This window comes from Enterobacter sp. BIDMC93 (assembly GCF_001037805.1).
In the GTDB taxonomy this organism is placed as follows: domain Bacteria; phylum Pseudomonadota; class Gammaproteobacteria; order Enterobacterales; family Enterobacteriaceae; genus Enterobacter; species Enterobacter hormaechei_C.
Map to the genome: position 1 here is coordinate 2,962,435 of NZ_KQ089962.1, position 22,180 is coordinate 2,984,614.

The window sequence follows — 22,180 nt, forward strand, 5'->3', positions numbered from 1 at the left end:
GCCTGCGGGCCGGGTATGTGATGGCAGGGAAAAGAATGGTAGTATGTTCAGGTTAACTCTCTGAGAAATCACAACCCATGGCCGCTGAATCGCAACTTAATCCTACCCAGCCCGTTAATCAGCAAATATATCGCATCTTACGCCGTGATATTGTTCGCTGCCTGATCCCACCGGGAACGCCACTCTCAGAAAAAGAGGTTTCGGTACGTTTTGACGTTTCCCGTCAGCCCGTACGTGAGGCGTTTATTAAGCTCGCAGAAAACGGCCTTATTCAGATCCGCCCTCAGCGCGGCAGCTATGTAAATAAAATTTCGCTTTCGCAGGTACGGAATGGCTGTTTTGTTCGCCAGGCCATCGAGTGCGCCGTGGTGCGTCGCGCCGCGTCGCTCATCAACGATAACCAGTGCTACCTGCTGGAGCAAAACCTGCATCAGCAACGAATCGCCATCGACCGCAAACAGTTAAACGACTTTTTCCAGCTGGACGACGAGTTCCACCAGAAACTGGCGCAGATCGCCGAGTGCCAGCTCGCGTGGGATACCGTCGAAAACATCAAAGCTACCATCGACCGCGTGCGCTACATGAGCCTCGACCATGTTTCTCCGCCAGAGATGTTGCTGCGCCAGCATCATGATATTTTCAGCGCGCTGGAAAAACGCGACGTGGAAGCCGTAGATAAAGCGATGACGCTTCACCTTCAGGAAATTAGTGAGTCAGTTCAGTTAATTCGCCAGGAAAACCGCGAGTGGTTCAGCGAAGAATAAAACCTCGCCGCCCCCTTTCGGTTGCGGCGAAGTAATTAGCGGACCACTAATACCGGAATAGTGGCGTAGCGCAGAATAGTTTCAGCATTTGAACCCAGCAGATGGGTTGTAATGCTCGGATTTTTTGATCCGATAACAATGACATCATATTTCCCCTCTTTGCTGAGCTTGATGATTTCATCGCGTACGTTGCCGAAGCGAACTTCACAGTCAATATTGTCCGGGGACATATCAAAGAGCCGTTTCAGCGCCTTCATCTTCTTATCAGACTCGGCGGTCATATACTCTTCGAACTTCTTAATATCGGCATTGAACCCCCGCAGTAACGAACGGCTGCTGTTAGGGAGAATGTTGACCAGGGTAATCGTCGCGCCTTCCGCCTTCGCGAGGTTGACCGCGTGGCGTACCGCTTTATCGCTCAAATCCATTTCAAACACATCAACAGGCATCAAAATTTTCTTATACATAAGCCTGACTCCTTTTCCGATGAAGGGTTATTTTCTGCCTCCAGAATGACATTGTGGATATAAACAAAGCCTAAACACTTGCACCCGGAAACTATCAATTAAGGAAAATAACTGTCCGCTTTGTAAAGTGGTGTCCTGAACCGTCAACGCCTGCATGAAATAAGAAAAAAGTGTGAGCTTGATCAAAAGCAAATAATTTCGTTAAAGAGAGGCGTATTAATAGTGCCCCGTGAACGGCAGCCGTTGAATTAGCGCCGTAACGGATAAGTACGAGAGGAGAAAATACCATGATGACATACGACCGTAACCGAAATGCAATCACCACTGGCAGCCGCGTCATGATTAGCGGCACAGGCCAGTTCGGCGTGATTAAAGCGATCCACAGCGACGGCCTTAATGCCGAGCAGGTGCGTCGTGGTAAAACGGTTGAAGTCGAAGGATGCGAAGGTAAGTTCGAACCGATTGAGCTGATTCGCCTGGGGATGCACTAAGCTGCGCCCCGACATGCCGCCGCGGACGGCGGCATGTCATCGCGTTAAAGCCGGGAGGCGTACTCAGCAACCGTGGCCTTCGCGCCTTTTTGCAGCAACGTTTGATAGGCCTGCATGACCGCAGCCACAAACACCGCGTCCTTCGGCAGCTCGTTACCGAAAATAGCCTCAATGCCCAACAGCGCGCTAACGCGGCTTTCGCCTTCAGCGCTACCGTTTACCGCCGCCTGAATCACCGCCAGCTGCGGATCGCTCACCTCAATCGCGTTACCCTGCTCATCCACACCGCCGACATAACGCATCCAGCCCGCAACACCGAGGGCCAGCAGCGGGAAGGGTTTCTGGTGGACAAGGTGCCAGCGAACGGAATCGAGCATCCGCTGCGGCAATTTCTGGCTACCGTCCATGGCGATTTGCCAGGTGCGGTGACGCAGGGCCGGATTGCTGTAACGTGCGATCAGCTGGTCGGCATAGTGAGCTAAATCCACCCCCTTCACTTTCAGCGTCGGCGCCTGCTCTTTCAGCATCAGCGCATGCGCGGCTGCGCGATAATGTTCATCTTCCATGCAGTCGTTAATGTGCTGATAACCGGCCAGGTAGCCGAGATAGGCCAGGAACGAGTGGCTGCCGTTAAGCATACGCAGCTTCATCTCTTCAAACGGAATGACATCAGAAACCAGTTCCGCACCGGCCTTTTCCCACTGTGGACGTCCGGCGACGAAATTATCTTCAACCACCCACTGGCGGAACGGCTCGCAGGCGACACCTGCCGGATCGCGTACGCCGGTCAGCTGTTCAATTTTATCCAGCGTTTCAGCCGTGACGGCGGGCACAATACGGTCCACCATGGTTGACGGGAAGGTGACGTTCGCTTCAATCCAGTCGGCCAGTTCGCCGTCAACAGCGCGCGCGTAGGCGCAGGTGACATTGCGCATCACGTGGCCGTTTTCCGGCATGTTATCGCATGACATCACGCTGAATGCTGGCAGCCCCGCCGCCTTACGCCGCGCCAGCGCTTCAACCACTACGCCTGGCGCAGATTTCGGCTGATGGGGGTTTTGCAGGTCGGCAACGATTAACGGATGATCGAACATCAGTTGTCCGGTTGCCGGGGAGTGGCAATACCCTTTCTCGGTGATGGTCAGGGAAACAATGGCGACCTGCGGATCGCACAGCGCCGCCAGCACGGTTTCAAGGCCGTCGACCTGCGCATGCAGCGCATTTTTGACGACGCCGACCACGCGCGCCGTCCACGCATCGGCAGACATCTCTGCTACGGTATAAAGATTATCCTGTGCCTTCAGATCGGCGATCTGCTGTTCGCCGCCAATCAGGTTAACTTCGCAGTAACCCCAGTCGCTGCCCTGTTCTGCGGCGAGTATATCGGTGTACACCGCCTGGTGCGCACGGTGAAACGCGCCAAACCCTAAATGAACAATGCGTGCCTTGAGGCTGTCGCGATCGTACTGAGGACGCGTTGCCTTCGCCTGTAATAAACGGTTTTCCATGATTGAGACTCGTTAATTATGAACGCTGAGATCCGCAGCCGCTCTGGTGACAGTGCGGCTGCGCCGGTTGACTAAACCAACTAGAATGGCAGTGTCATTACTTTATCCTGCCGATCACAATACTGGTTATGCTGCCATGAACATTGATTTACATTAACTTTCGGCCAAGTGGTGTGATATAAAAATCAAGTTGTGTGACATCTGGCAAAAGATATAAACCAGCTCATACAGGGGTGCGCACCGTCTGCTCGCCGGACCGGACCGTCGGCTCACGCCACAACCTGTCGTAGGAATAGCCTGTTAAATCTTCCACGACCCGGCGAGCTTCGGCGGATACGCGTTGGGGAGAGCCGTTGGCTTTCAGGCGATCCAGCTCATCCACAAAGATTTTGTGCGTACGCTTGTTCAGGTTAAATGTCAGAGCCTGCCACAGGGCCAGGATAAGCAAGGCAGCAGTGCCGATGAACATCAGCATTGCGATGGTGTGGATGGCTTCGGTTGGCTGCGTCTGGCTCCCTTTTACAAATCCGCCGCTTTGTAACAGGAGACCCACAATAAAGGTGGCAATTGCGACCGTGGTTTTTCGGGAGAATGTCATTACCGCGGCAAACAGTCCCTCACGACGCTGACGGCTGACCATTTCATCGATATCTGGAATGAACGGGAACACGTTCCACGGTGTAAACTCAAGGACGCAGCGCCCCACCTGATACACCCCGGCCAGAATGACCAGCGTCGCGACGGTATTCAGCGCAGGGATCTGGTACACGGCAAAGAAGCCCCCCAAACAGAGCAACATCAGTGAATAGGCAAATACATATAGCTTTGATGGCCCATATCTGATGATCCCTATACCCGCAATTAACGTGACGGGCAGCCCCACAATACTCATCGACAGCAGCGTGCCTGCCAGTGAGGAAGAGACATTCAGACAGTACACGCAGAAAAATACAAATACCGTGTTGTAGACATCTTTGCCGGTAAACGACAGCAGATAGATGGCGAGATGTTTCCTGAAGGCCCGGATTTTCAGGGTGGAACCATACTCCTTAAAAAGTCGTCCAAAGGCAGCCAGCTTCTCCCCTGCTGTTTGTGGGCGTGTGTTTTTTTCCAGCCCGGAGAGCATTTCCGGCGTCAACTCGCGTTCCCAGGTCACCTTCCACGAGATGAATACACATACCATAAACAGTACAGCAAAAATAACGCCGTTTATGAGGTAGGCATGGGCGCTGTTTTCCCCGAAATAGCCGATCAGTAATCCGGGAATAAATGTCGCCAGAAACGTCCCGGACGCTGAAAGAAACATGCGACAGGTAGAGAGTTTGGTCCGCTGGTTAAAGTCTTTTGTCATTTCTGACGGTAACGTTTCCCACGGGATCAGTACCATTGCAGCAATAATTTCAAATGCTAGATAGACGGCGAGATAAAAACCGTATGTCATGCCATCAAGCCACAGCAATGCATAGACCAGCATCAACGGTGCACCGATCAGCAAAAAGAAACGTCGGCGACCAAATTTTTTACCAAAATAGTTTTTGTAAAAATGGTCAGTGAAACTTCCCATAAACAAACTAACGATAGCATCGACAATGCGCGCTATAGCAACAATAGACGCCGCTTCAACCGGTGACAACCCAACAAATGTCGTATAGAAGAATAATAACCAGGCGCCGATAACGGTAAAGGCACCGCCGCCCATAATATCCGTTAGTCCGTAGCCGATACTAACCGGAATAGTAATTTTTTTTGCAGTACGAGACATGTTCCATCCCCACTCAGTGAGTAGAATTTAGAATCTGAAATAGTTTTCAGCATTATCATGGCAAATATTTTTAACCATCTTCGTTAGGATGGCGTTATTATCCGGAACTTCACCACGCTCCACCCAGCCGCCAATGATATTGCACAAAATACGACGGAAATAATCGTGGCGAGTATACGAAACCAGACTACGGGAATCGGTTAACATACCGACAAAATTCATTAATAGCCCCTGATCCGCAAGGCTATGTAGCTGGTTTTCCATTCCGCGTTGAGTGTCGTTAAACCACCATCCGGAGCCAAACTGTATCGGCGATTTAACGCCCAATTCCGCAGTCTGAAAATTAGCGATAGTCGTCGCGACAATATCGTTATAGCTGGCGTTGAGGTTATATAAAATGGTTTTGGGCAAAGCTTCAGCCTGCGCCATTGCATCCAGGAGTTGGTTGAGATTGGCCGCAAGATTCGACTGATCGGTCAGCGAGTCAAAACCAGTATTACTACCCAAAGAACGGTACATGCGGGAATTATTATTGCGAATCGCACCGAAGTGTATCTGCATTGCCCAGTTATGCTGCCTGTAATTATGCGCCAGCATAATAAAAATGGCACTGTCAAGAATCGCATTATTACGGGCGTCCAGATTTTCACCCCGGCGCTTTCGGGCAAACACGGATTCAACCTGACTTTCATCTGCTGACTGAAAATGGATCTCCACGGGTCCGTGATCGGAAATTCGGCACCCCATTTCGTGGAACCAGGCAATACGCTGGCTCATTCCCTTAACAAAATCGCTGAATGTCTGGATTTTAGATCCTGTCGTCTCACCTAATCGATCGATAAAGTCGGCAAACTGTTCCGCGTTTTGCGCAAAAACATCGTCCGGACGAAAGGTCGGTAATACCTTAACGTTGAACGTCGCGTCATCACGCAATAATTGATGGTAGCGTAAATCATCAAGCGGAGCATCTGTCGTGCAAATAACTTCTACCCTGGAGCGTTTAATGAGTTCCCTCGGCGTAAAATCAGGCTGCTGCAATAGCAGATTACAGCGCTCCATTATTTCACGCCAGTTATGCCTGCCCAGCGGTTCGTCACAGTTAAAATAGTGGTGAAGTTCTAAATGAGTCCAGTGATAGAGCGGATTTCCATAGCTCGCTTCGACCGTTTCAGCCCATGCCGCAAATTTATCCTCCGCCGGGGCATCGCCCGTAATGTATTTTTCGTCAATACCGTTGGCGCGCATGGCGCGCCATTTATAATGATCGCCAGCCAGCCAGAGTTCGGTAATATTATCGAGATTTTTATTCTCGAAGATATCTTTCGCGTCCAGGTGACAGTGATAATCAATAATTGGCAGCGCTTTCGCGACGTTACGATAAAGTTCAACACCTCTCGCATTGCCAATCATAAAGTTATCGTTAATAAAACTCATGACAGGGCTCCATATTTCCGCTGCTTCGCTGCGGTATCGCTCTGGCGCAGGGGTTCAGCTGCATCTTCCACCAGGCTCAAATCGCGGTCGCGCACTTCTGGCATCAGCAAAGCGGAGACCAGCCCAATCAGCGAGTACGCCACCAGCATCGCCACAATCGGCCACCAGGACCCGGTCATATTGCAGAAGATCCCCGCCAGCACCGGACCAAAGCCTACCGCCACCAGACCGCCCGCCTCTTTGGAGATCGCCATGCGGGTAAAGCGGTTTCGCGAACCAAACATCTCCGCCATGGTGATGTTTTCCAGCGCAAACAGCCCGAGCACCGCAAAGTTATGAATAACGATGATAGAGAGCATAATCACGCCCGGCGCGTAACTCTTATCGACGATAATCGACAGCATCGGGTAAGCCAGAATAATGGCTGAAATGTTAAGGATGATATATGGCAGACGGCGCCCCACTTTATCGGACAGCCAGCCCAGCAGCGGGATGGAGACGAAGCCAAGAATCGAGCTGATCATCAGCGCATCGGTTGGGATCGCCTTATCAAATAACAGCGTCTGTACCAAGTACCCGGCAAGGAAGGTCTGGATAAGCCCAGAGTTACCGGCCTGACCAAAGCGCAGCCCCGTCGCCAGCCAGAACGATTTGCTCTTAAACATCGCGCCGACCGAGGTATCCTGCGCAGCAACCGGCGCAACGGCTTCGGCATCGTTTACCTTCTCAAACACCGGGCTCTCTTTAAGGTTCATACGCAGCCAGATGGCGAAGATCATCACCACCACGCTGGCGAGGAACGGCACGCGCCAGCCCCAGGCAATAAGTTCTTCACGATCGAGGGCAAAGAACATCACGGCCCAGATCGCCGTGGCGCTCAGCGTCCCGCAGTTGGTGCCCATGGCCACCAGCGAGGAGATGATGCCGCGTTTACCCTTCGGGGCGTATTCGGCCAGCATGGTGCCTGCGCCGGAGATTTCAGCCCCCGCGCCCAGCCCCTGAATAATACGCAGCGTCACCAGCAGCACCGGTGCGAAAATCCCGATCTGCGCGTAGGTTGGCAGGACGCCGATTAAGGTGGTGCAGATCCCCATCATGGTGATGGTGATAAACAGCACTTTTTTACGGCCAATTCTGTCGCCCATTCTGCCGAAGATAAATGCCCCGACAATACGCGCGATGTAGCCTGCGCCGTAGGTGCCCATCGCCAGGATCAGCGCCATGGCCGCGGACTGCTCAGGGAAGAAAATTTCATGAAACACCAGCGCGGCGCCAAGGGAGTAGAGCTGGAAATCCATAAACTCCAGGGCGGTGCCCAGCCAGCCAGATACGGCGGCTTTCACCAGATCTGACGTACTTCTTTGAGGTTGTGCTTGAGTCATAATGGCTATCTCTGCAAGGTAAGATGCGTACCACTGAGAGCCTGTCTTCGCAGGCTCTTAACCGCGTGAATTATTAGTGGTCGAACGTGAGCAAGACTTTGCAGCACTGCCGCTGGTCTTTTTCAAACAGTTCGATGGCGTCTGTAACGTGGTGATAGTCAAATGTATGGGTGACCAGTTTTTCAGGGTCGATCAGCCCTTTTTCCAGCCAGTCAATGACCACCGGGAATTTGTTGGCATTCAGGCGCGAAGAGAAGATCGACAGCTCTTTGCCGGTGATCCCCTGCTGCACAATCTGGCTCGGGTCGCTGGAGAAGCCCATCAGCACGATGCGCGCCGCCGGAGACGCCAGCGTAATCGCTTCCTGTAAAATGGACGGATGACAGGCAGCATCGATGATTAACGTCGGCTTGATGCCTTTTTCATCCAGCGCGGTCTGTAGGGACTGCTCGCCGTTGTTGAAAACCCAGTCTGCGCCGCTGCGTTGCGCCATCTCCAGCCGCTCATCAATGCGATCCACCACGATGACCTGCTTCACCTTGTAAACGCCCTTCAGCGCCTGCACGGTGACCAGCCCCATCGGGCCTGCGCCGTAAATCAGCGCCACATCCTGTTCGGTGGGTTTCGCCTGCCCCGTCACGTTGGCGGCAATGGTGAATGGCTCAACCATCACCGCGTGGTGGTCAGGGATCGCATCCGGAATGCGCCAGGCATTTTTCGCCGGCACCACGGCGTATTCGCTGAAGCCGCCGTCACGGTGGACGCCCAGCACCACCAGCGAAGTACAAACGTTCGGTTTTCCAACGGAACACGGGTAGCAGTGCCCGCAGCTGATCACCGGATCAACCGAAACGCGCTGGCCCAGTCGGGTGCCCTCCACGCCTTCGCCAACCGCGTCTATTTCGCCAAAGAACTCGTGACCGATTACCCGCGGGTATTTCGCAAACGGGTTATGCCCGCGATAGATATGGCTGTCTGAACCGCAAATACCGGCGAGCTTAATTTTGACGCGGACGTCGCCTGCGCCCGGCAACGGGAGAGGACGCTCTTCAATCACCAGCACATCCGGCTGTTGGATCACTACGCTTTTCATCATTCGCTCCTCGTTTACCAGTTCCAGAGGGTGCCGTCTTCCAGACGAGCCACCGGCAGATAAGCCGGATCGTACGGGTATTTCGCCGCCAGCTTCTCATCAAACTCAATGCCCAGCCCTGGCTTGTCGCCCGGGTGCATATAGCCGTTATCGAAGCGCCAGCTGTGCGGGAACACTTCCAGCATCTGCTCCGAATACCCCATATACTCTTGCACGCCAAAGTTCGGTACCCACAGGTCAAAATGCAGCGCCGCGGCGTGGCAAATCGGCGACAGATCCGACGGGCCGTGTGAGCCGGTACGCACCTGATAAAGTGAGGCAAAGTCCGCAATGCGACGCATCCCGGTGATGCCGCCCGCATGGGTTATGGTGGCGCGGATATAGTCAATGAGCTGCTCTTCAATCAGCTGCTTGCAGTCCCAGATGCTGTTGAACACTTCCCCCACCGCAATTGGCGTGACGGTGTGCTGGCGGATCAGGCGGAAACACTCCTGGTTTTCAGCGGGAGTCGGATCTTCCATCCAGAACAGACGGTACTCTTCAATGCTTTTGCCGAATCGCGCCGCTTCGATGGGCGTCAGACGGTGGTGCATGTCGTGAAGGAGATGTTCATTGAAGCCGAACTGACTGCGCACTGCGTCGAACAGTTTCGGCGTGAAGTCGAGGTATTTTTCAGTGGACCACAGCTGCTCTTCCGGCCAGGCGCCCTTGGTCGCTGGCTCATACGCCAGCCCTTTTCCTTTTGCCATGCCGTAGGTGGTTTTCATTCCCGGCACGCCGCACTGCACGCGAATTGCCTTGAAGCCCATCTCTTTATGACGGGCATAATCTTCCAGCACGTCGTCAATGGTGTGCCCGGTGGTGTGACAATAAACCATCACCCCTTCCCGGGAGGCTCCGCCCAGAAGCTGATAGAGCGGCATGTTCGCGGCTTTCGCCTTAATGTCCCACAGCGCCATATCCACGGCAGAAATTGCTGACATGGTGACCGGACCACGACGCCAGTAAGCGCCTTTATAGAAAAACTGCCAGATATCTTCGATGCGGTGCGCATCGCGGCCAATCAGCTGAGGGCACAGGTGATCTTTCAGGTATGAGGCAACGGAAAGTTCACGTCCGTTCAGCGTGGCATCACCCAGGCCGACAATGCCCTCATCGGTGGTGATTTTAAGGGTGACAAAGTTACGCCCCGGGCAGGTGACAAATACTTCAGCCCCGACAATCTTCATAATCCATTTCCTTACATCGCTCGTTGTGATGCAGGAAATTTACGCAACTACACTACTACCATACAAGTATAATGATCGTAAAATCAGCGGGCGATCACACTATAAGGACGCTTATGCGCGTCCCCAACCGGCCACGATGATCAACATGCCGCACAGGGCAATCAGCGCGCCTGCCCAGTCATACAGGCTTAGCCTGACGCCATCGACAACGCGCAGCCACAGCAGCGCGGTACAGACGTACACTCCGCCGTAGGCCGCATATACCCTCCCGCTGGCGGCCGGATGCAGGGTGAGCAGCCAGACAAAAAGGGCCAGGGACACACCCGCCGGGATCAGCAGCAGCGCGGAAGCGCCCCGCTTTAGCCAGAGCCACGGCAAAAAGCATCCGATGATTTCGCACAGCGCGGTCGCGAAAAAAAGCAGCGTCGTTTTGAACATTTTTCTCGTTTCGTGAGGATTGATTTAGACATCATACGCGATAATGTTCACATCGTTCCCATACCTGCCGCGCGGGTATGACACCCTTTCGGATTGGTGTAGAATCCAACGGGGTAATCCGATTGTCTGCACCCGTTTAAAGGAAACGCTATGACTACATTAAGCAAACGCCTTTGTCTGACAGCCGTACTGGCGCTGTCATCGTTCGCCTTCGCCGCAACGGCATCAGCCGAAACCAGCAAACTCATCATTGAGTCTGGTGACAGCGCGCAAAGCCGTCAGAACGCCGCCATGGACAAAGAACAATGGAATGACACCCGCAGCCTGCGTCAGAAAGTGAATAAGCGCGTGGAAAAAGAGTGGGATAAAGAAGACGTCGCGTTTGATGCCCGCGACAAATGCCAGCAAAGTGCCAACGTCAACGCCTATTGGGAGCCTAACACCCTGCGCTGTCTGGATCGACGCACTGGCCGCACGGTAGCACCGTAATGTCGACGCCGTGTGACGTTAAGCTCCGTCCGCTGGAGCGCGAAGATTTACGCTTTGTTCACCAGCTCGACAACAATGCCAGCGTGATGCGTTACTGGTTTGAAGAGCCTTATGAGGCGTTTGTCGAGCTGTCCGATCTCTACGACAAGCATATCCACGATCAGAGTGAACGCCGGTTTGTGGTGGAGTGCGAAGGTGAGAAAGCCGGGCTGGTTGAACTGGTTGAGATCAACCACGTTCACCGTCGGGCGGAATTTCAGATCATTATTTCACCGGAGCACCAGGGGAAAGGTCTTGCGTCGCGGGCGGCAAAGCTGGCGATGGATTACGGGTTTAACGTCCTGAATCTCTACAAGCTTTACCTTATCGTCGACAAAGAGAACGAAAAAGCGATTCATATCTACCGTAAGCTGGGCTTTATGGTGGAAGGTGAACTGATCCATGAGTTCTTTATTAACGGTGAATACCGTAACACCATCCGCATGTGCATTTTCCAGCATCAGCATCTGGCCGGGCATAAGTCCTCCTCCGCCAGCCTGCTTAAACCCACCGCGCAGTAACCTGCGCGGTTTTATTCTCAATAATATTCAATGCTGTTTTTGATGGTGTACTTGTGCTCAACGGCAGGTTTGACGCTGTCATCGGTGATCACCAGCTCACAGCTCACCGGGTTATTATGGCGATCGTAATCACAGCTCTGCTTTACATTGCCCATCGGTTTATCGTTCAACAGGCTTACCGCCGTATAATCCATGCGCTTGCGCAGATCTTTCGACGGCACCGACTTGACCGATAAACGCTGGTCGCCGGAAACCGTAGTTTTACCCAGCGGGTAGCCGTCGGCGTCATACTGGTACTTCACTTCCATCTCTTTGCTGTGCGCGGCAACCACAAACCCGTTATCGTCGGTGTCCCACGTCAGGCCGGCAGACGGCAGTTCCGCCAGCTGACATTTTCCCTGCAACTTTACCTTCTGCTGCTGGGTTTCCGCATCGACGTAGTAGTTAGCATCCAGCACCAGCGCAACGCCCGTATTAGCGTCGAGATCGTGCAGTTCAAGCGTATCGAAACACCCTTCCGTTGACATCGTGCCGGTCACACGTTTAGAGACTTCACCCTTATCGTTGAACAGCGTCTGGGTAAAATCCTTCACCGGCCCGCGCAGAGGATCAAAGTCAAACTCGTTCGAAAAACTCGCCATCTCCGGCGTAAATGACAGCGGCGCGGTGTTGTTGTCGCATCCCACCAGTACCGTTGCCAGTAGCGTTATCGCTGCGTATTTGTTCACATCATTTACCAAAAGAATGAAAGGGTTGTGATACTCATAGTAGCAAATAGTATGGTAACGATGTTGAATTGGTTCGAATACTGGTAAAATGTACGAATGTAGTCCAGCCAAACAGTCTTCAAGGAACGTTCAAAGGATGAGAACTTTTATAATCAATCTCAAACACTCGCTCGAGCGTCGTGCAAAAATGGAATCTCAACTATTAAAGTTGAACATTGCACACGAATTTATCGAAGCAATTGACGGTCGGAAAATGACTGAAACTGAACGCAGAAATGTCACGCGTGAGGTGAATTATGCTTTTCTCCCAGGTGAAGTGGGTTGCGCATTAAGTCACCAGGAAATATATAAAAAAATAACATATGAAAATATCGACGTAGCTCTCATCCTCGAGGATGATGTCGTAATAAATAATGATTTACGTGAAATACTCGACAACGTAACGCTTAGCACGACTAAACCTGAGATTCTACTTCTTAGTCGAGTTAATAAATATTACAAAAAACCTCTCAAAAGCATAAATGGCTCATATAGCATTCATAAAACTCAACAAGCCACGACTGCTCACGCTTATATTATTAATCAAAAAGCTGCCAGTAATCTCCTTCAGAACCTATACCCTGTGTGGATGGTTTCTGACAAATGGAGCTTATTCGAAGATTTATCTTTGGCTAAAATTCATTCAATCATACCTTTTCCTGTATGTCTTTCCGAAGAAGCGAACGCCTCAACTATTAATGAATCGAAAGGCGATGCCGCTTTAGATGCCAAAAAGAAAGAAATCTGGGAATTACTGATGCGGGAAAGACCTTTAGCTGCAAAGCTTCGCCATCGTTACCGACGCGCGATTACACCATTGTTCAATCCAATAATAAATCAAGGGAAAGGGTAAGAGTATTATTCTTTTTAATTACCGAGCGATTTAGCATTTCCAGGACAATTCAGAAAGACAGGTCCAAAAACAAAAGCTTACCCTAACCCTGCTATGCTTACAGTCCACACAGTAAAAAGGAGCTACAGATGAAACGGTTACCCTGGATTACCGCCCTGCTGTTAATGAGTGCTTCACCCGCTCTTCTTGCGGCCCCGGACTCCTGCGAGCGCGTGAAAAGCGACATTCAGCAGAAGATTATCAACAACGGCGTACCGGAGTCTGGCTTTACCCTGAACATCGTCCCGAACGATCAGGCCGATCAGCCGGATGCGCAGGTCGTTGGGCATTGTGCCAACGATACTTTCAAAATTTTGTACACCCGCACCAGTAGCGGCAACTACCCGGTGAGCGGCGCAGGTACGCAAGAGAATGCGCCCGCTGAGCCGCAATGATTTTCCCACTCAATTCCCCTGATTTGACGAGGATTAATATTTAATACCTCTAAATAAGTAACACTCCCCCCATCATTAGCCCGGTTGTAGTCACGGGTGAAAATAATTATTAACAATGATGGGGTGAGTTATGTCCGAAGTTGAACATCACGGCGGTATAAGCCGTCGAACTCTGGTTAAATCTACTGCCATAGGATCTCTGGCGCTTGCCGCCGGTGGGATCGCATTACCTTTTGGTCTGAAAAGCGCCGCCGCCGCTGTGCAGACCGCTATTCAGCCCGCAGAAGACAAAGTCGTCTGGGGCGCCTGCTCGGTGAACTGCGGTAGCCGCTGCGCTCTGCGGATGCACGTTCGCGATGACGAAGTCTACTGGGTTGAAACGGATAATACCGGCGAGGATATTTACGGCAACCATCAGGTTCGCGCCTGTCTGCGAGGCCGTTCAATTCGCCGTCGCATTAATCACCCAGACCGTCTGAACTATCCGATGAAACGCGTGGGCAAACGTGGAGAAGGCAAGTTTGAGCGTATCACCTGGGAAGAAGCGCTGGACACCATCGCCGCGAGCCTGAAAAGCGTGGTCGAAAAATACGGCAACGAAGCGGTCTACATTAACTACTCCTCCGGAATTGTAGGCGGCAACATCACCCGCTCCTCCCCTTATGCCTCGCTGGTCGCGCGCCTGATGAACTGCTACGGCGGCTTCCTCAGCCACTACGGCACCTACAGCACCGCGCAGATCGCCTGCGCAATGCCCTACACCTACGGCAGCAACGACGGCAACAGCACATCGGATATCGAAAACACCAAACTGGTCGTGATGTTCGGCAATAATCCGGCGGAAACGCGCATGAGCGGCGGCGGGATCACTTACTACCTTGAGCAGGCGCGCGAACGGTCAAACGCGCGGATGATCGTTATCGATCCGCGCTACACCGACACTGCCGCAGGGCGTGAAGACGAGTGGATCCCGATTCGTCCGGGCACCGATGCCGCGCTGGTGGCAGGTATTGCGTGGGTGCTGATTAATGAAAATCTGGTCGATCAACCTTTCCTCGATAAATACTGCGTGGGTTATGACGAAAAAACCCTGCCGGAAGGCGCACCGGCTAATGGTCATTACAAAGCCTATATTCTCGGCCAGGGTGATGACAAAACCGCGAAAACCCCGGAGTGGGCGTCTCGCATAACGGGCATCCCTGCCGATCGCATCATTAAGCTGGCCCGTGAAATCGGTTCGGCGAAACCGGCCTACATTTGCCAGGGCTGGGGCCCACAGCGTCAGGCTAACGGGGAGCAAACGTCCCGCGCCATCGCCATGCTGCCGATCCTGACCGGCAACGTCGGCATTAACGGCGGCAACAGCGGCGCGCGCGAATCGACCTACACCATCACCATCGAACGCATGCCGCTGCCGGAAAATCCGGTGAAAACGCAAATTTCCTGCTTCAGCTGGACGGATGCCATTGCCCGTGGACCGGAGATGACCGCCCTGCGCGACGGCGTACGCGGCAAAGATAAGCTCGATGTGCCGATCAAGTTCATCTGGAACTACGCGGGTAATACCATCATCAACCAGCACTCCGATATCAACAAAACTCACGACATTTTGCAGGATGAGAGCAAGTGCGAAACGATCGTCGTCATCGACAACTTTATGACCTCGTCCGCGAAGTATGCCGATATTGTTCTGCCGGACCTGATGACCGTCGAGCAGGAAGATATCATCCCCAACGATTACGCCGGCAACATGGGATACCTGATTTTTCTCCAGCCGGTTACCGCCCCGAAGTTCGAGCGCAAGCCCATCTACTGGATCATGAGTGAAGTGGCGAAACGCCTCGGACCGGATATCCATCAGAAATTCACCGAAGGCCGTACGCAGGAGCAGTGGCTGCGCTACCTGTACGCCAAAATGGTCGCCAAAGATCCGCTGCTGCCATCCTACGATGCGCTGAAAAAAATGGGTATTTATAAGCGCAAAGATCCTAACGGACATTTTGTGGCCTATAAAAAATTCCGTGACGATCCGGATGCCAATCCGCTGAAAACCCCGTCGGGCAAAATCGAGATCTACTCCAGCAAGCTGGCGGATATTGCGGCAACCTGGGAACTGCAAAAAGACGAAACCATCACCCCGCTGCCGGTCTATACCTCAACCTTTGAAGGCTGGGACGCGCCCGAGCGCAGCAAGTTCCCGCTGCAACTGTTCGGTTTCCACTTTAAAGCCCGTACCCACTCCAGCTACGGCAACGTGGATGTGCTCCAGGCCGCCTGTCGCCAGGAGGTGTGGCTTAACCCTGTGGATGCGGAGCAACGTGGAATCAAAAACGGGGATATGGTGCGCGTCTTCAACGACCGCGGCGAAGTGCGTATTGCCGCGAAAGTCACCCCGCGCATCATGCCCGGCGTAAGCGCGATGGGCCAGGGCGCCTGGCATGACGCCAACATGAACGGCGATCGTGTCGATCACGGCTCCTGCATCAATACCCTGACCACACACCGCCCGTCACCGCTGGCGAAAGGCAACCCGCAGCACACGAACCTGGTGCAGATCGAGAAGGCATAAGGATTAACCGATGACTACCCAGTATGGATTTTTTATTGATTCCAGCCGCTGCACCGGGTGTAAAACCTGCGAGCTGGCCTGCAAGGATTACAAAGACCTGACCCCGGACGTCAGCTTCCGGCGTATTTATGAATATGCGGGCGGCGACTGGCAGGAGGACAACGGCGTCTGGCATCAGAATGTCTTCGCCTATTATCTGTCGATTGCCTGCAACCACTGCGAAGATCCGGCCTGCACCAAGGTCTGCCCGAGCGGGGCAATGCACAAGCGCGACGACGGTTTTGTGGTGGTGGACGAGGATGTCTGCATCGGCTGTCGCTACTGCCACATGGCCTGCCCGTACGGCGCGCCGCAGTACAATGCCGCCAAAGGTCACATGACCAAGTGCGACGGCTGCCACAGCCGCGTGGCGGACGGCAAAAAGCCCATCTGCGTCGAGTCCTGCCCGCTGCGCGCGCTGGACTTTGGCCCGATTGAGGAGCTGCGCAAAAAACACGGTCAGCTTGCTGCCGTCGCGCCGCTGCCGTCTGCGCACTTCACGAAGCCGAGTATTGTGATTAAACCTAACGCCAACAGCCGTCCGACGGGTGACACCACCGGCTACCTGGCAAACCCGAAGGAGGTGTGAGATGGGAAGTGGATGGCATGAATGGCCGCTGGTGATCTTCACCGTTTTCGGGCAGTGCGTGGCCGGCGCGTTAATCGTGATGGGCTTCGTCTGGCTTAAGGAAAATGATGACAAGGCCAGAATGCGCATCGTGCGCAGCCTGTTTTTTCTCTGGCTGGTAATGGGTATTGGGTTTATGGCCTCGGTACTGCATCTTGGCTCCCCGCTGCGTGCCTTCAACTCGCTTAACCGCGTGGGCGCGTCAGCGCTGAGTAATGAGATCGCGGCGGGTTCGATCTTCTTTGCCGTGGGCGGTTTCTGGTGGCTGGTGTCGGTTATCGGTAAAATGCCCCCAGCTTTGGGCAAAATCTGGCTGGTTGTCAGCCAGATCCTGGGCATCGTTTTTGTCTGGGCGATGACCCGGGTCTATCAGATTGAGACTGTCCCGACCTGGTATACGGGTTACACCACGCTGAGCTTCTTCCTGACGATGGTCCTTGCTGGTCCTCTGCTGGCTGCACTGCTGCTGCGCGCCGCAAACGTGACATTCAAAGGCACTCTTGCCGCGTCTGTCAGCGTACTGGCACTTATCGTCTGCGTGGCGGTCGTCGTGTTGCAAAGCAATACGCTGGGGACAATACAGAGTTCCATCCAGCAGGCTAACGCCCTGCTTCCGGATTATGGTTCGCTTCAGGTATGGCGCATCGCGCTGCTGGCGGCGGGTTTAGGCTGCTGGATCTGCCCGCTGATTCGTCGTCAGGAGCCAAAAACGCTCGGCCTGTTTGCAGGTGTCGTGCTGGTGGCGCTGGGTGAACTGATTGGCCGTGGGCTATTTTATGGTCTGCATATGACCGCAGGGTTAGCAATTGCAGGTTAACACAGGTGCGCGGGGCTACCCGCGCGCAAGTAAGGAAAGTTGTAATGAATGACGTCTCACACCGCGAATCGTTCGCGTTCAGCGCCCGGGTACTGGGCGCGCTGTTTTATTTCGCTCCAGACAGCGAGCAGACCGCGCCGCTGGTGAGTGCCCTGACCGCAGGTGACTGGGTTCAGGACTGGCCGCTGGCGGAGGAAAATCTGCTGCCTGTCGCCAGTATGTTTAAGACCCCATCGGATGAAGCGTTGAAAGACGCCTGGCAGCGTCTGTTTATTGGCCCGTATGCCCTGCCCGCCCCCCCGTGGGGCTCGGTCTGGCTTGATCGCGAGTCCGTGCTGTTTGGCGATTCGACCCTCGCGTTGCGTCAGTGGATGCGTGAAAACCATATCGCCTTTGAGATGCAGCAGAATGAGCCCGAAGATCATTTCGGAACGTTGCTGATGCTGGCGGCATGGCTTGCCGAGAACGGTCGCGAAACAGAACGCGACCAGCTTCTTGCCTGGCATCTGCTGCCATGGAGCACGCGTTTCCTTAGCGTATTCGTTGAAAACGCGGCCCATCCGTTCTACACCGCGCTGGGTAAACTTGCCCAGCTGACGCTGGCGGAATGGCAGTCCACTTTGCTGATCCCGATTGCCGAAAAAACGCTGTACCGATAACAGCACCTGGCTTGTCCACCCGTTGTGCAGGCCAGGCTCGCACATTTTTGCTGCAACACAACGTCACAACTGCTATACTGTATATAATTACAGTATACAGGGGTGCACAATGGCTGTTGAAACAAAATTTGTTGTCGTAAGAAAAGGTGAAGAAAAAATGACATTTGCCAGTAAGAAAGAGGCTGACGCTCACGACAAACTGCTCGATATGGCAGAAGCGTTTACCGACTGGCTGTTGCAAAGTGGAATGCAGATGGATGAAACGCAGGCGGAGAACCTTGGTCTTTATCTCGCCGAGCAGAAAGAGTCCGTGCAGCATATCCTGCGTACCAGCAAGCTTCCCGAGCTCAATGCTGAAACGGATAAAACAGCATCAGATGCGGACAGCAGCAAAAAAATCCGGGCCGTCAAAGCCGCCTGATCGTCAGAACGTCTAATCACCTGTCCTTCCGCCGCGGGCCGGAAACGGCTCGCGGCTTTATTAAGGTCGGCTGAACCTTATATTCATCAACCGTAACCCTGAAAATACGTCCTGTTATCTTGATTTGTCCGCCTCAACGTTTACGCTGATATTCAGCCTTTTTGCTTCCATGGTTATCATTGTTTTGGCCAGGTCCTTATCGCCCCCGTGCACTTTATCTATCAGATCCTGTACAAGTGTCATCATCAGGAAGTTTTTATTTGCAGGATAGAAATCTGTCATAGTGATCCCGTTATCCTTCAGGCGCTGATGCGCCACCGTCTCTGTATCTGCGATTATTTCAGCTACTTTCTCATGCATGATCTCGATCTGCTCGAAAACAATGCGGTTAATCATTTCAATCTGTTCTGGCGTAAAATTCGGTTCCATTATTTCCCCTCGTCAGGCGTATGTTAAAAACACGTGAATCACACGTTGAGCGCCTCTGAATGGTGCGGTAAATTATCACACAACTCTTGTAACTCGTTGATCAGCCTGGCCACATGGAAACCGTCACAGACAGAATGATGGACCTGAACGGCGAAAGGCAACAAGACCTTTCCATCCTGGTTATAGTATTTTCCAAACGTGAACATGGGCGCAAAAAAATTCCGCATGTTAGCGACGTTGACGTTGAAACTGCTAAAGCTGACCCACGGAATATCCGATATGAAGAATATATTCTCCCGGGACTCTTCTTTAGGCCAGTAAGCAAGGATATTGCCATAGCGGGCAACATCTTCTGCATAAACGCGCTGAAAATGGTGAATATTTCCATCGTAATGACTCCATAACGATGAAAATGTCTCCGTTTCTTTATGGAAAAGGGTATAGCTTGGATGAACCTCATTCCATATTACAAGCTCATCATCCTTCATGGCCATACGGAATTCCGGATGCCGGTTTACGACGTCAGAAATAAGGGAAATAATCGCAGGATAAAATTTCCAGCCAACCTCTTTGATATGCTTTAGCAGCACGGTAATGTCCAGCTGAACCGTTTGGTTAAATGTAGATTGAGCAAAGCCCTGAAATACTTCAAAGTGTTCCTTTCTTGCCCAACGTGATAAGTCAACTACCGTATATTCTGGCATTATTTTTGTCATTTCAGAGCCTTAGTTGAGCTGCGCTATATAAAATAGTAGCGTATCACAAACGTAGGGGCTGTATAGACCGTAGCGAAGAGGCACCCTAAATTTTCAGCGTATCAATCACCGCTCTCAGCGCCGGGGATACGTTGCGGTGTGGATAATAGAGGTACAGTCCGTCCATCCGCAGGCTGTAGCGCTGTAAGACGCGTATAAGCGCGCCACGCTCCAGATCGTCAGCCACCAGCTCAACCGGGACATAGGCCAGCCCGAGTCCCAGCCGGGCCGCTTCGGCCTCCATGTAGCTGTCGGAAAAGGCCCATTGTCCCTCCGGGCGGTGAGTAACATGCTTCCCGTCCTGAACAAGCTCCCATTGATAGTGGTTACCGTCGGCAAACTGGTAGGCAATGCAGGGATGAGCATCCAGATCGGCGGGCGTCTGCGGGAAACCATAGCGCCGAAAATGCGCCGGAGCGGCAACCACAGCCATCTCCATATCGGGCGTGATGCGCACGGCAATCATTCCTTGTCCCACCTCCGGCCCAAGCCGGACGCCCGCGTCGAATCGCTCGGCAATGATATCCACAAACCGGCTCTCATTCATCAATTCCAGACGGATATCCGGGTAACGCTGTTTGAAGATAGCGAGCTTTGGCAGCAGGCATTTTTCGATGGCGTGCTGGCTGGCATTAATGCGCACCGTGCCGGATGGCGTCTGGCGGTAATGCGCCAGTCTGGTCAGCCCGGTATCGAGCGCATCAAAGGCTGAACCAGCGGTCTGGTAAAGTTGCTCCCCGGCGTGGGTCAGCGACAGTTTGCGCGTTGTACGCACCAGAAGCCGAACGCCCAGCCGCTCTTCCAGCTCGCGAACCGATCGACTGATCCCGGATTGTGCCAGCCCGAGCCGTTGCGCGGCTGCCGTGAAGCTTCCCTCCCGCACCACCTGGATAAACAGATACAGCTCATTGTAGTTTTCCCGCTTCGCCATCATGCCTCATCAATTCATAACAATATGATATTAATCCTAGCAGCCTTTGGCCTCTAATCAGCACTATTTCTGCTAACTATAATGACCGCATTACAACAACACACGGTACCTCTTATGCAAACATTCACCCAAAAACTGTCCGTTGCGCTGCTGCTATGCGCATCATTAAGTGGAGTGACAACAATGAGTTATGCAGAAACACGAAATCCTGCCGCCCCCGTTTCGATGGTGACAACCTGGGATAAGACCTTCGCCGAGAGCAATAAAGTCGACCACCGCAAGGTGACGTTCGAGAACCGATACGGGATCACCCTGGTCGGCGATCTGTACATTCCCAGGAACAGCGGCGACCAGAAGCTGGCGGCGATTGCCGTCAGTGGACCGTTCGGTGCGGTAAAAGAACAATCCAGTGGTCTTTACGCCCAGACTCTGGCTGAACAGGGGTTCGTGACCCTGGCCTTCGACCCATCCTACACGGGTGAAAGCGGCGGCCAGCCGCGTAACGTTGCCTCCCCTGACATCAACACCGAAGACTTTAGCGCCGCAGTGGATTTCCTCGGATTACAGAAAGAAGTCGACCGTAACCGTATCGGCATTCTCGGGATCTGCGGCTGGGGTGGTATGGCGCTGAACGCGGCATCCATGGATACCCGCGTGAAGGCGGTCGCCACCAGCGTAATGTACGATATGAGCCGCGCGATGGGTCACGGCGTGGGCGACGGGAAAGATCGTTATTCAGCGGCCGATCGCCGGGCCGTGTTGCAGTATCTGAACGCGCAACGCTGGAAAGATGCTGAAAGCGGCACCTTCGCCCATGGCGGCCACGATATTTATGTCGATGAAAACGGTAAGGTAACGGCGGCCGGGCGTATTCTGCCGGAAGCATTGCCCGCCGATCCGCATCCGGTACTGAAAGAGTTCTATGATTACTACCGTATGCCGCGCGGCTTCCATGCCCGTTCCGTAAACTCCACCGGCGCATGGACCGCGACCATGCCGTTGTCCTTTATGAATATGCCGCTGCTGAGCTATGCCGGGGAGATCACCATCCCAACGCTGATTGTGACCGGTGAAAACGCGCACTCACGTTATTTTGCGGAAGATGCGTTTAAAGCTGTCGGCAGCAAACAGAAAGAACTGGTGATTGTTCCCGGTGCGAATCACGTTGATCTCTACGATAACGTCGCAGGGAAAATCCCGTTCGCGCAGTTCGGGCAGTTTTTCAAAACCAGTCTGGATTAATTCTCTTAGCCCCGGCAAT

24 protein-coding genes are annotated in these 22,180 nt (G+C 53.2%); 12 read left to right on the forward strand and 12 right to left on the reverse strand.

All coding sequences use genetic code 11. From position 1 onward, the window contains the following. Positions 1-77 precede the first annotated feature (77 nt). On the forward strand, positions 78-764 hold the full coding sequence (locus SK58_RS13785) for a GntR family transcriptional regulator (RefSeq protein ID WP_003857403.1): 687 nt from the start codon (positions 78-80) through the stop codon (positions 762-764). A 35-nt stretch (positions 765-799) separates the two neighbouring features. On the opposite strand, the gene SK58_RS13790 is transcribed toward SK58_RS13785, so the two are convergent. Next, the gene (locus tag SK58_RS13790; RefSeq protein WP_015570611.1) at positions 800-1,231 is read right to left on the reverse strand and encodes a universal stress protein; all 432 of its coding nucleotides are present in this window, start codon (positions 1,229-1,231) and stop codon (positions 800-802) included. Between the two features lie 287 nt (positions 1,232-1,518). On the opposite strand from SK58_RS13790, the gene ydfZ reads away from it, so the two are divergent. Beyond that, positions 1,519-1,722 (forward strand): putative selenium delivery protein YdfZ, encoded by a 204-nt coding sequence (gene ydfZ, locus SK58_RS13795; RefSeq protein WP_003857405.1) that lies wholly within the window; start codon positions 1,519-1,521, stop codon positions 1,720-1,722. A 44-nt stretch (positions 1,723-1,766) separates the two neighbouring features. Here ydfZ and SK58_RS13800 read toward each other — a convergent pair whose 3' ends face one another. From SK58_RS13800 to SK58_RS13830, 7 genes are all read right to left on the reverse strand, one after another. After that, positions 1,767-3,230 carry a mannitol dehydrogenase family protein gene (locus SK58_RS13800; RefSeq protein WP_015570612.1) on the reverse strand — a complete coding sequence of 488 codons (1,464 nt, stop codon included), beginning with the start codon at positions 3,228-3,230 and terminating at the stop codon, positions 1,767-1,769. Between the two features lie 223 nt (positions 3,231-3,453). Continuing rightward, positions 3,454-4,992, reverse strand: a complete 1,539-nt coding sequence (locus tag SK58_RS13805; protein ID WP_015570613.1) for an MFS transporter — start codon at positions 4,990-4,992, stop codon at positions 3,454-3,456. A 27-nt stretch (positions 4,993-5,019) separates the two neighbouring features. Continuing rightward, positions 5,020-6,426 carry a glucuronate isomerase gene (gene uxaC / locus SK58_RS13810; RefSeq protein ID WP_047062774.1) on the reverse strand — a complete coding sequence of 469 codons (1,407 nt, stop codon included), beginning with the start codon at positions 6,424-6,426 and terminating at the stop codon, positions 5,020-5,022. Further along, positions 6,423-7,808, reverse strand: a complete 1,386-nt coding sequence (locus SK58_RS13815) for an MFS transporter (RefSeq protein WP_017694076.1) — start codon at positions 7,806-7,808, stop codon at positions 6,423-6,425. Before SK58_RS13815 ends, uxaC begins: the two co-directional genes overlap by 4 nt. 73 nt (positions 7,809-7,881) lie before the next feature. Then, the gene (locus tag SK58_RS13820; protein WP_048220109.1) at positions 7,882-8,901 is read right to left on the reverse strand and encodes a Zn-dependent oxidoreductase; all 1,020 of its coding nucleotides are present in this window, start codon (positions 8,899-8,901) and stop codon (positions 7,882-7,884) included. 14 nt (positions 8,902-8,915) lie between these two features. After that, positions 8,916-10,130: a D-mannonate dehydratase ManD gene (gene manD, locus SK58_RS13825; protein WP_017384541.1), complete on the reverse strand. Its 1,215-nt coding sequence runs from the start codon at positions 10,128-10,130 to the stop codon at positions 8,916-8,918. A gap of 111 nt (positions 10,131-10,241) precedes the next feature. Next, the gene (locus tag SK58_RS13830) at positions 10,242-10,568 is read right to left on the reverse strand and encodes a YnfA family protein (RefSeq protein WP_003857412.1); all 327 of its coding nucleotides are present in this window, start codon (positions 10,566-10,568) and stop codon (positions 10,242-10,244) included. A 150-nt stretch (positions 10,569-10,718) separates the two neighbouring features. On the opposite strand from SK58_RS13830, the gene SK58_RS13835 reads away from it, so the two are divergent. Continuing rightward, positions 10,719-11,057, forward strand: coding sequence for a DUF1283 family protein (locus SK58_RS13835; protein ID WP_006808856.1), 339 nt, complete (start codon positions 10,719-10,721; stop codon positions 11,055-11,057). Further along, positions 11,057-11,617, forward strand: coding sequence for a spermidine N1-acetyltransferase (gene speG, locus SK58_RS13840; protein WP_003857416.1), 561 nt, complete (start codon positions 11,057-11,059; stop codon positions 11,615-11,617). The genes SK58_RS13835 and speG overlap by 1 nt, the downstream gene beginning before the upstream one ends. A gap of 17 nt (positions 11,618-11,634) precedes the next feature. Here the strand turns inward: speG and SK58_RS13845 are convergent, their stop codons facing one another. Then, positions 11,635-12,345, reverse strand: a complete 711-nt coding sequence (locus tag SK58_RS13845) for a YnfC family lipoprotein (protein ID WP_045342826.1) — start codon at positions 12,343-12,345, stop codon at positions 11,635-11,637. Positions 12,346-12,481: 136 nt separating this feature from the next. Between SK58_RS13845 and SK58_RS13850 the strand changes: the two genes are divergently transcribed. The 7 genes from SK58_RS13850 (at position 12,482) to SK58_RS13880 (ending at position 18,804) form a co-directional block, all read left to right on the forward strand. Further along, positions 12,482-13,237 carry a glycosyltransferase family 25 protein gene (locus tag SK58_RS13850; RefSeq protein ID WP_040117589.1) on the forward strand — a complete coding sequence of 252 codons (756 nt, stop codon included), beginning with the start codon at positions 12,482-12,484 and terminating at the stop codon, positions 13,235-13,237. A 128-nt stretch (positions 13,238-13,365) separates the two neighbouring features. Beyond that, on the forward strand, positions 13,366-13,671 hold the full coding sequence (locus tag SK58_RS13855) for a DUF1161 domain-containing protein (protein WP_003857424.1): 306 nt from the start codon (positions 13,366-13,368) through the stop codon (positions 13,669-13,671). Between the two features lie 130 nt (positions 13,672-13,801). Continuing rightward, complete coding sequence (gene ynfE, locus SK58_RS13860) at positions 13,802-16,240, forward strand: selenate/tellurate reductase subunit YnfE (RefSeq protein WP_048220111.1); 2,439 nt, start codon at positions 13,802-13,804, stop codon at positions 16,238-16,240. A gap of 10 nt (positions 16,241-16,250) precedes the next feature. Beyond that, positions 16,251-16,868 carry a DMSO/selenate family reductase complex B subunit gene (locus SK58_RS13865; protein ID WP_017384545.1) on the forward strand — a complete coding sequence of 206 codons (618 nt, stop codon included), beginning with the start codon at positions 16,251-16,253 and terminating at the stop codon, positions 16,866-16,868. Position 16,869: 1 nt separating this feature from the next. After that, entirely contained in the window at positions 16,870-17,724 is an 855-nt protein-coding gene (locus SK58_RS13870) for a dimethyl sulfoxide reductase anchor subunit family protein (RefSeq protein ID WP_047719426.1), read from the forward strand. 44 nt (positions 17,725-17,768) lie between these two features. Then, positions 17,769-18,383: a Tat proofreading chaperone DmsD gene (dmsD, locus tag SK58_RS13875; protein WP_015570619.1), complete on the forward strand. Its 615-nt coding sequence runs from the start codon at positions 17,769-17,771 to the stop codon at positions 18,381-18,383. Positions 18,384-18,492: 109 nt separating this feature from the next. Beyond that, complete coding sequence (locus SK58_RS13880; protein WP_017384548.1) at positions 18,493-18,804, forward strand: YebG family protein; 312 nt, start codon at positions 18,493-18,495, stop codon at positions 18,802-18,804. 114 nt (positions 18,805-18,918) lie between these two features. Here the strand turns inward: SK58_RS13880 and SK58_RS13885 are convergent, their stop codons facing one another. The 3 genes from SK58_RS13885 to SK58_RS13895 all read right to left on the reverse strand — a co-directional run bounded on the left by SK58_RS13885 (position 18,919) and on the right by SK58_RS13895 (position 20,919). Then, a complete protein-coding gene (locus tag SK58_RS13885) occupies positions 18,919-19,233 on the reverse strand; it encodes a hypothetical protein (RefSeq protein WP_045339618.1) in 315 nt (104 codons plus the stop codon). Positions 19,234-19,271: 38 nt separating this feature from the next. Then, complete coding sequence (gene catA, locus SK58_RS13890) at positions 19,272-19,949, reverse strand: type A chloramphenicol O-acetyltransferase (RefSeq protein ID WP_015570622.1); 678 nt, start codon at positions 19,947-19,949, stop codon at positions 19,272-19,274. 85 nt (positions 19,950-20,034) lie between these two features. Then, positions 20,035-20,919, reverse strand: a complete 885-nt coding sequence (locus SK58_RS13895; RefSeq protein ID WP_045615973.1) for a LysR family transcriptional regulator — start codon at positions 20,917-20,919, stop codon at positions 20,035-20,037. A 114-nt stretch (positions 20,920-21,033) separates the two neighbouring features. On the opposite strand from SK58_RS13895, the gene SK58_RS13900 reads away from it, so the two are divergent. Continuing rightward, entirely contained in the window at positions 21,034-22,161 is a 1,128-nt protein-coding gene (locus SK58_RS13900; RefSeq protein WP_032648188.1) for an alpha/beta hydrolase, read from the forward strand. The last annotated feature ends 19 nt before the right edge of the window (positions 22,162-22,180 follow it).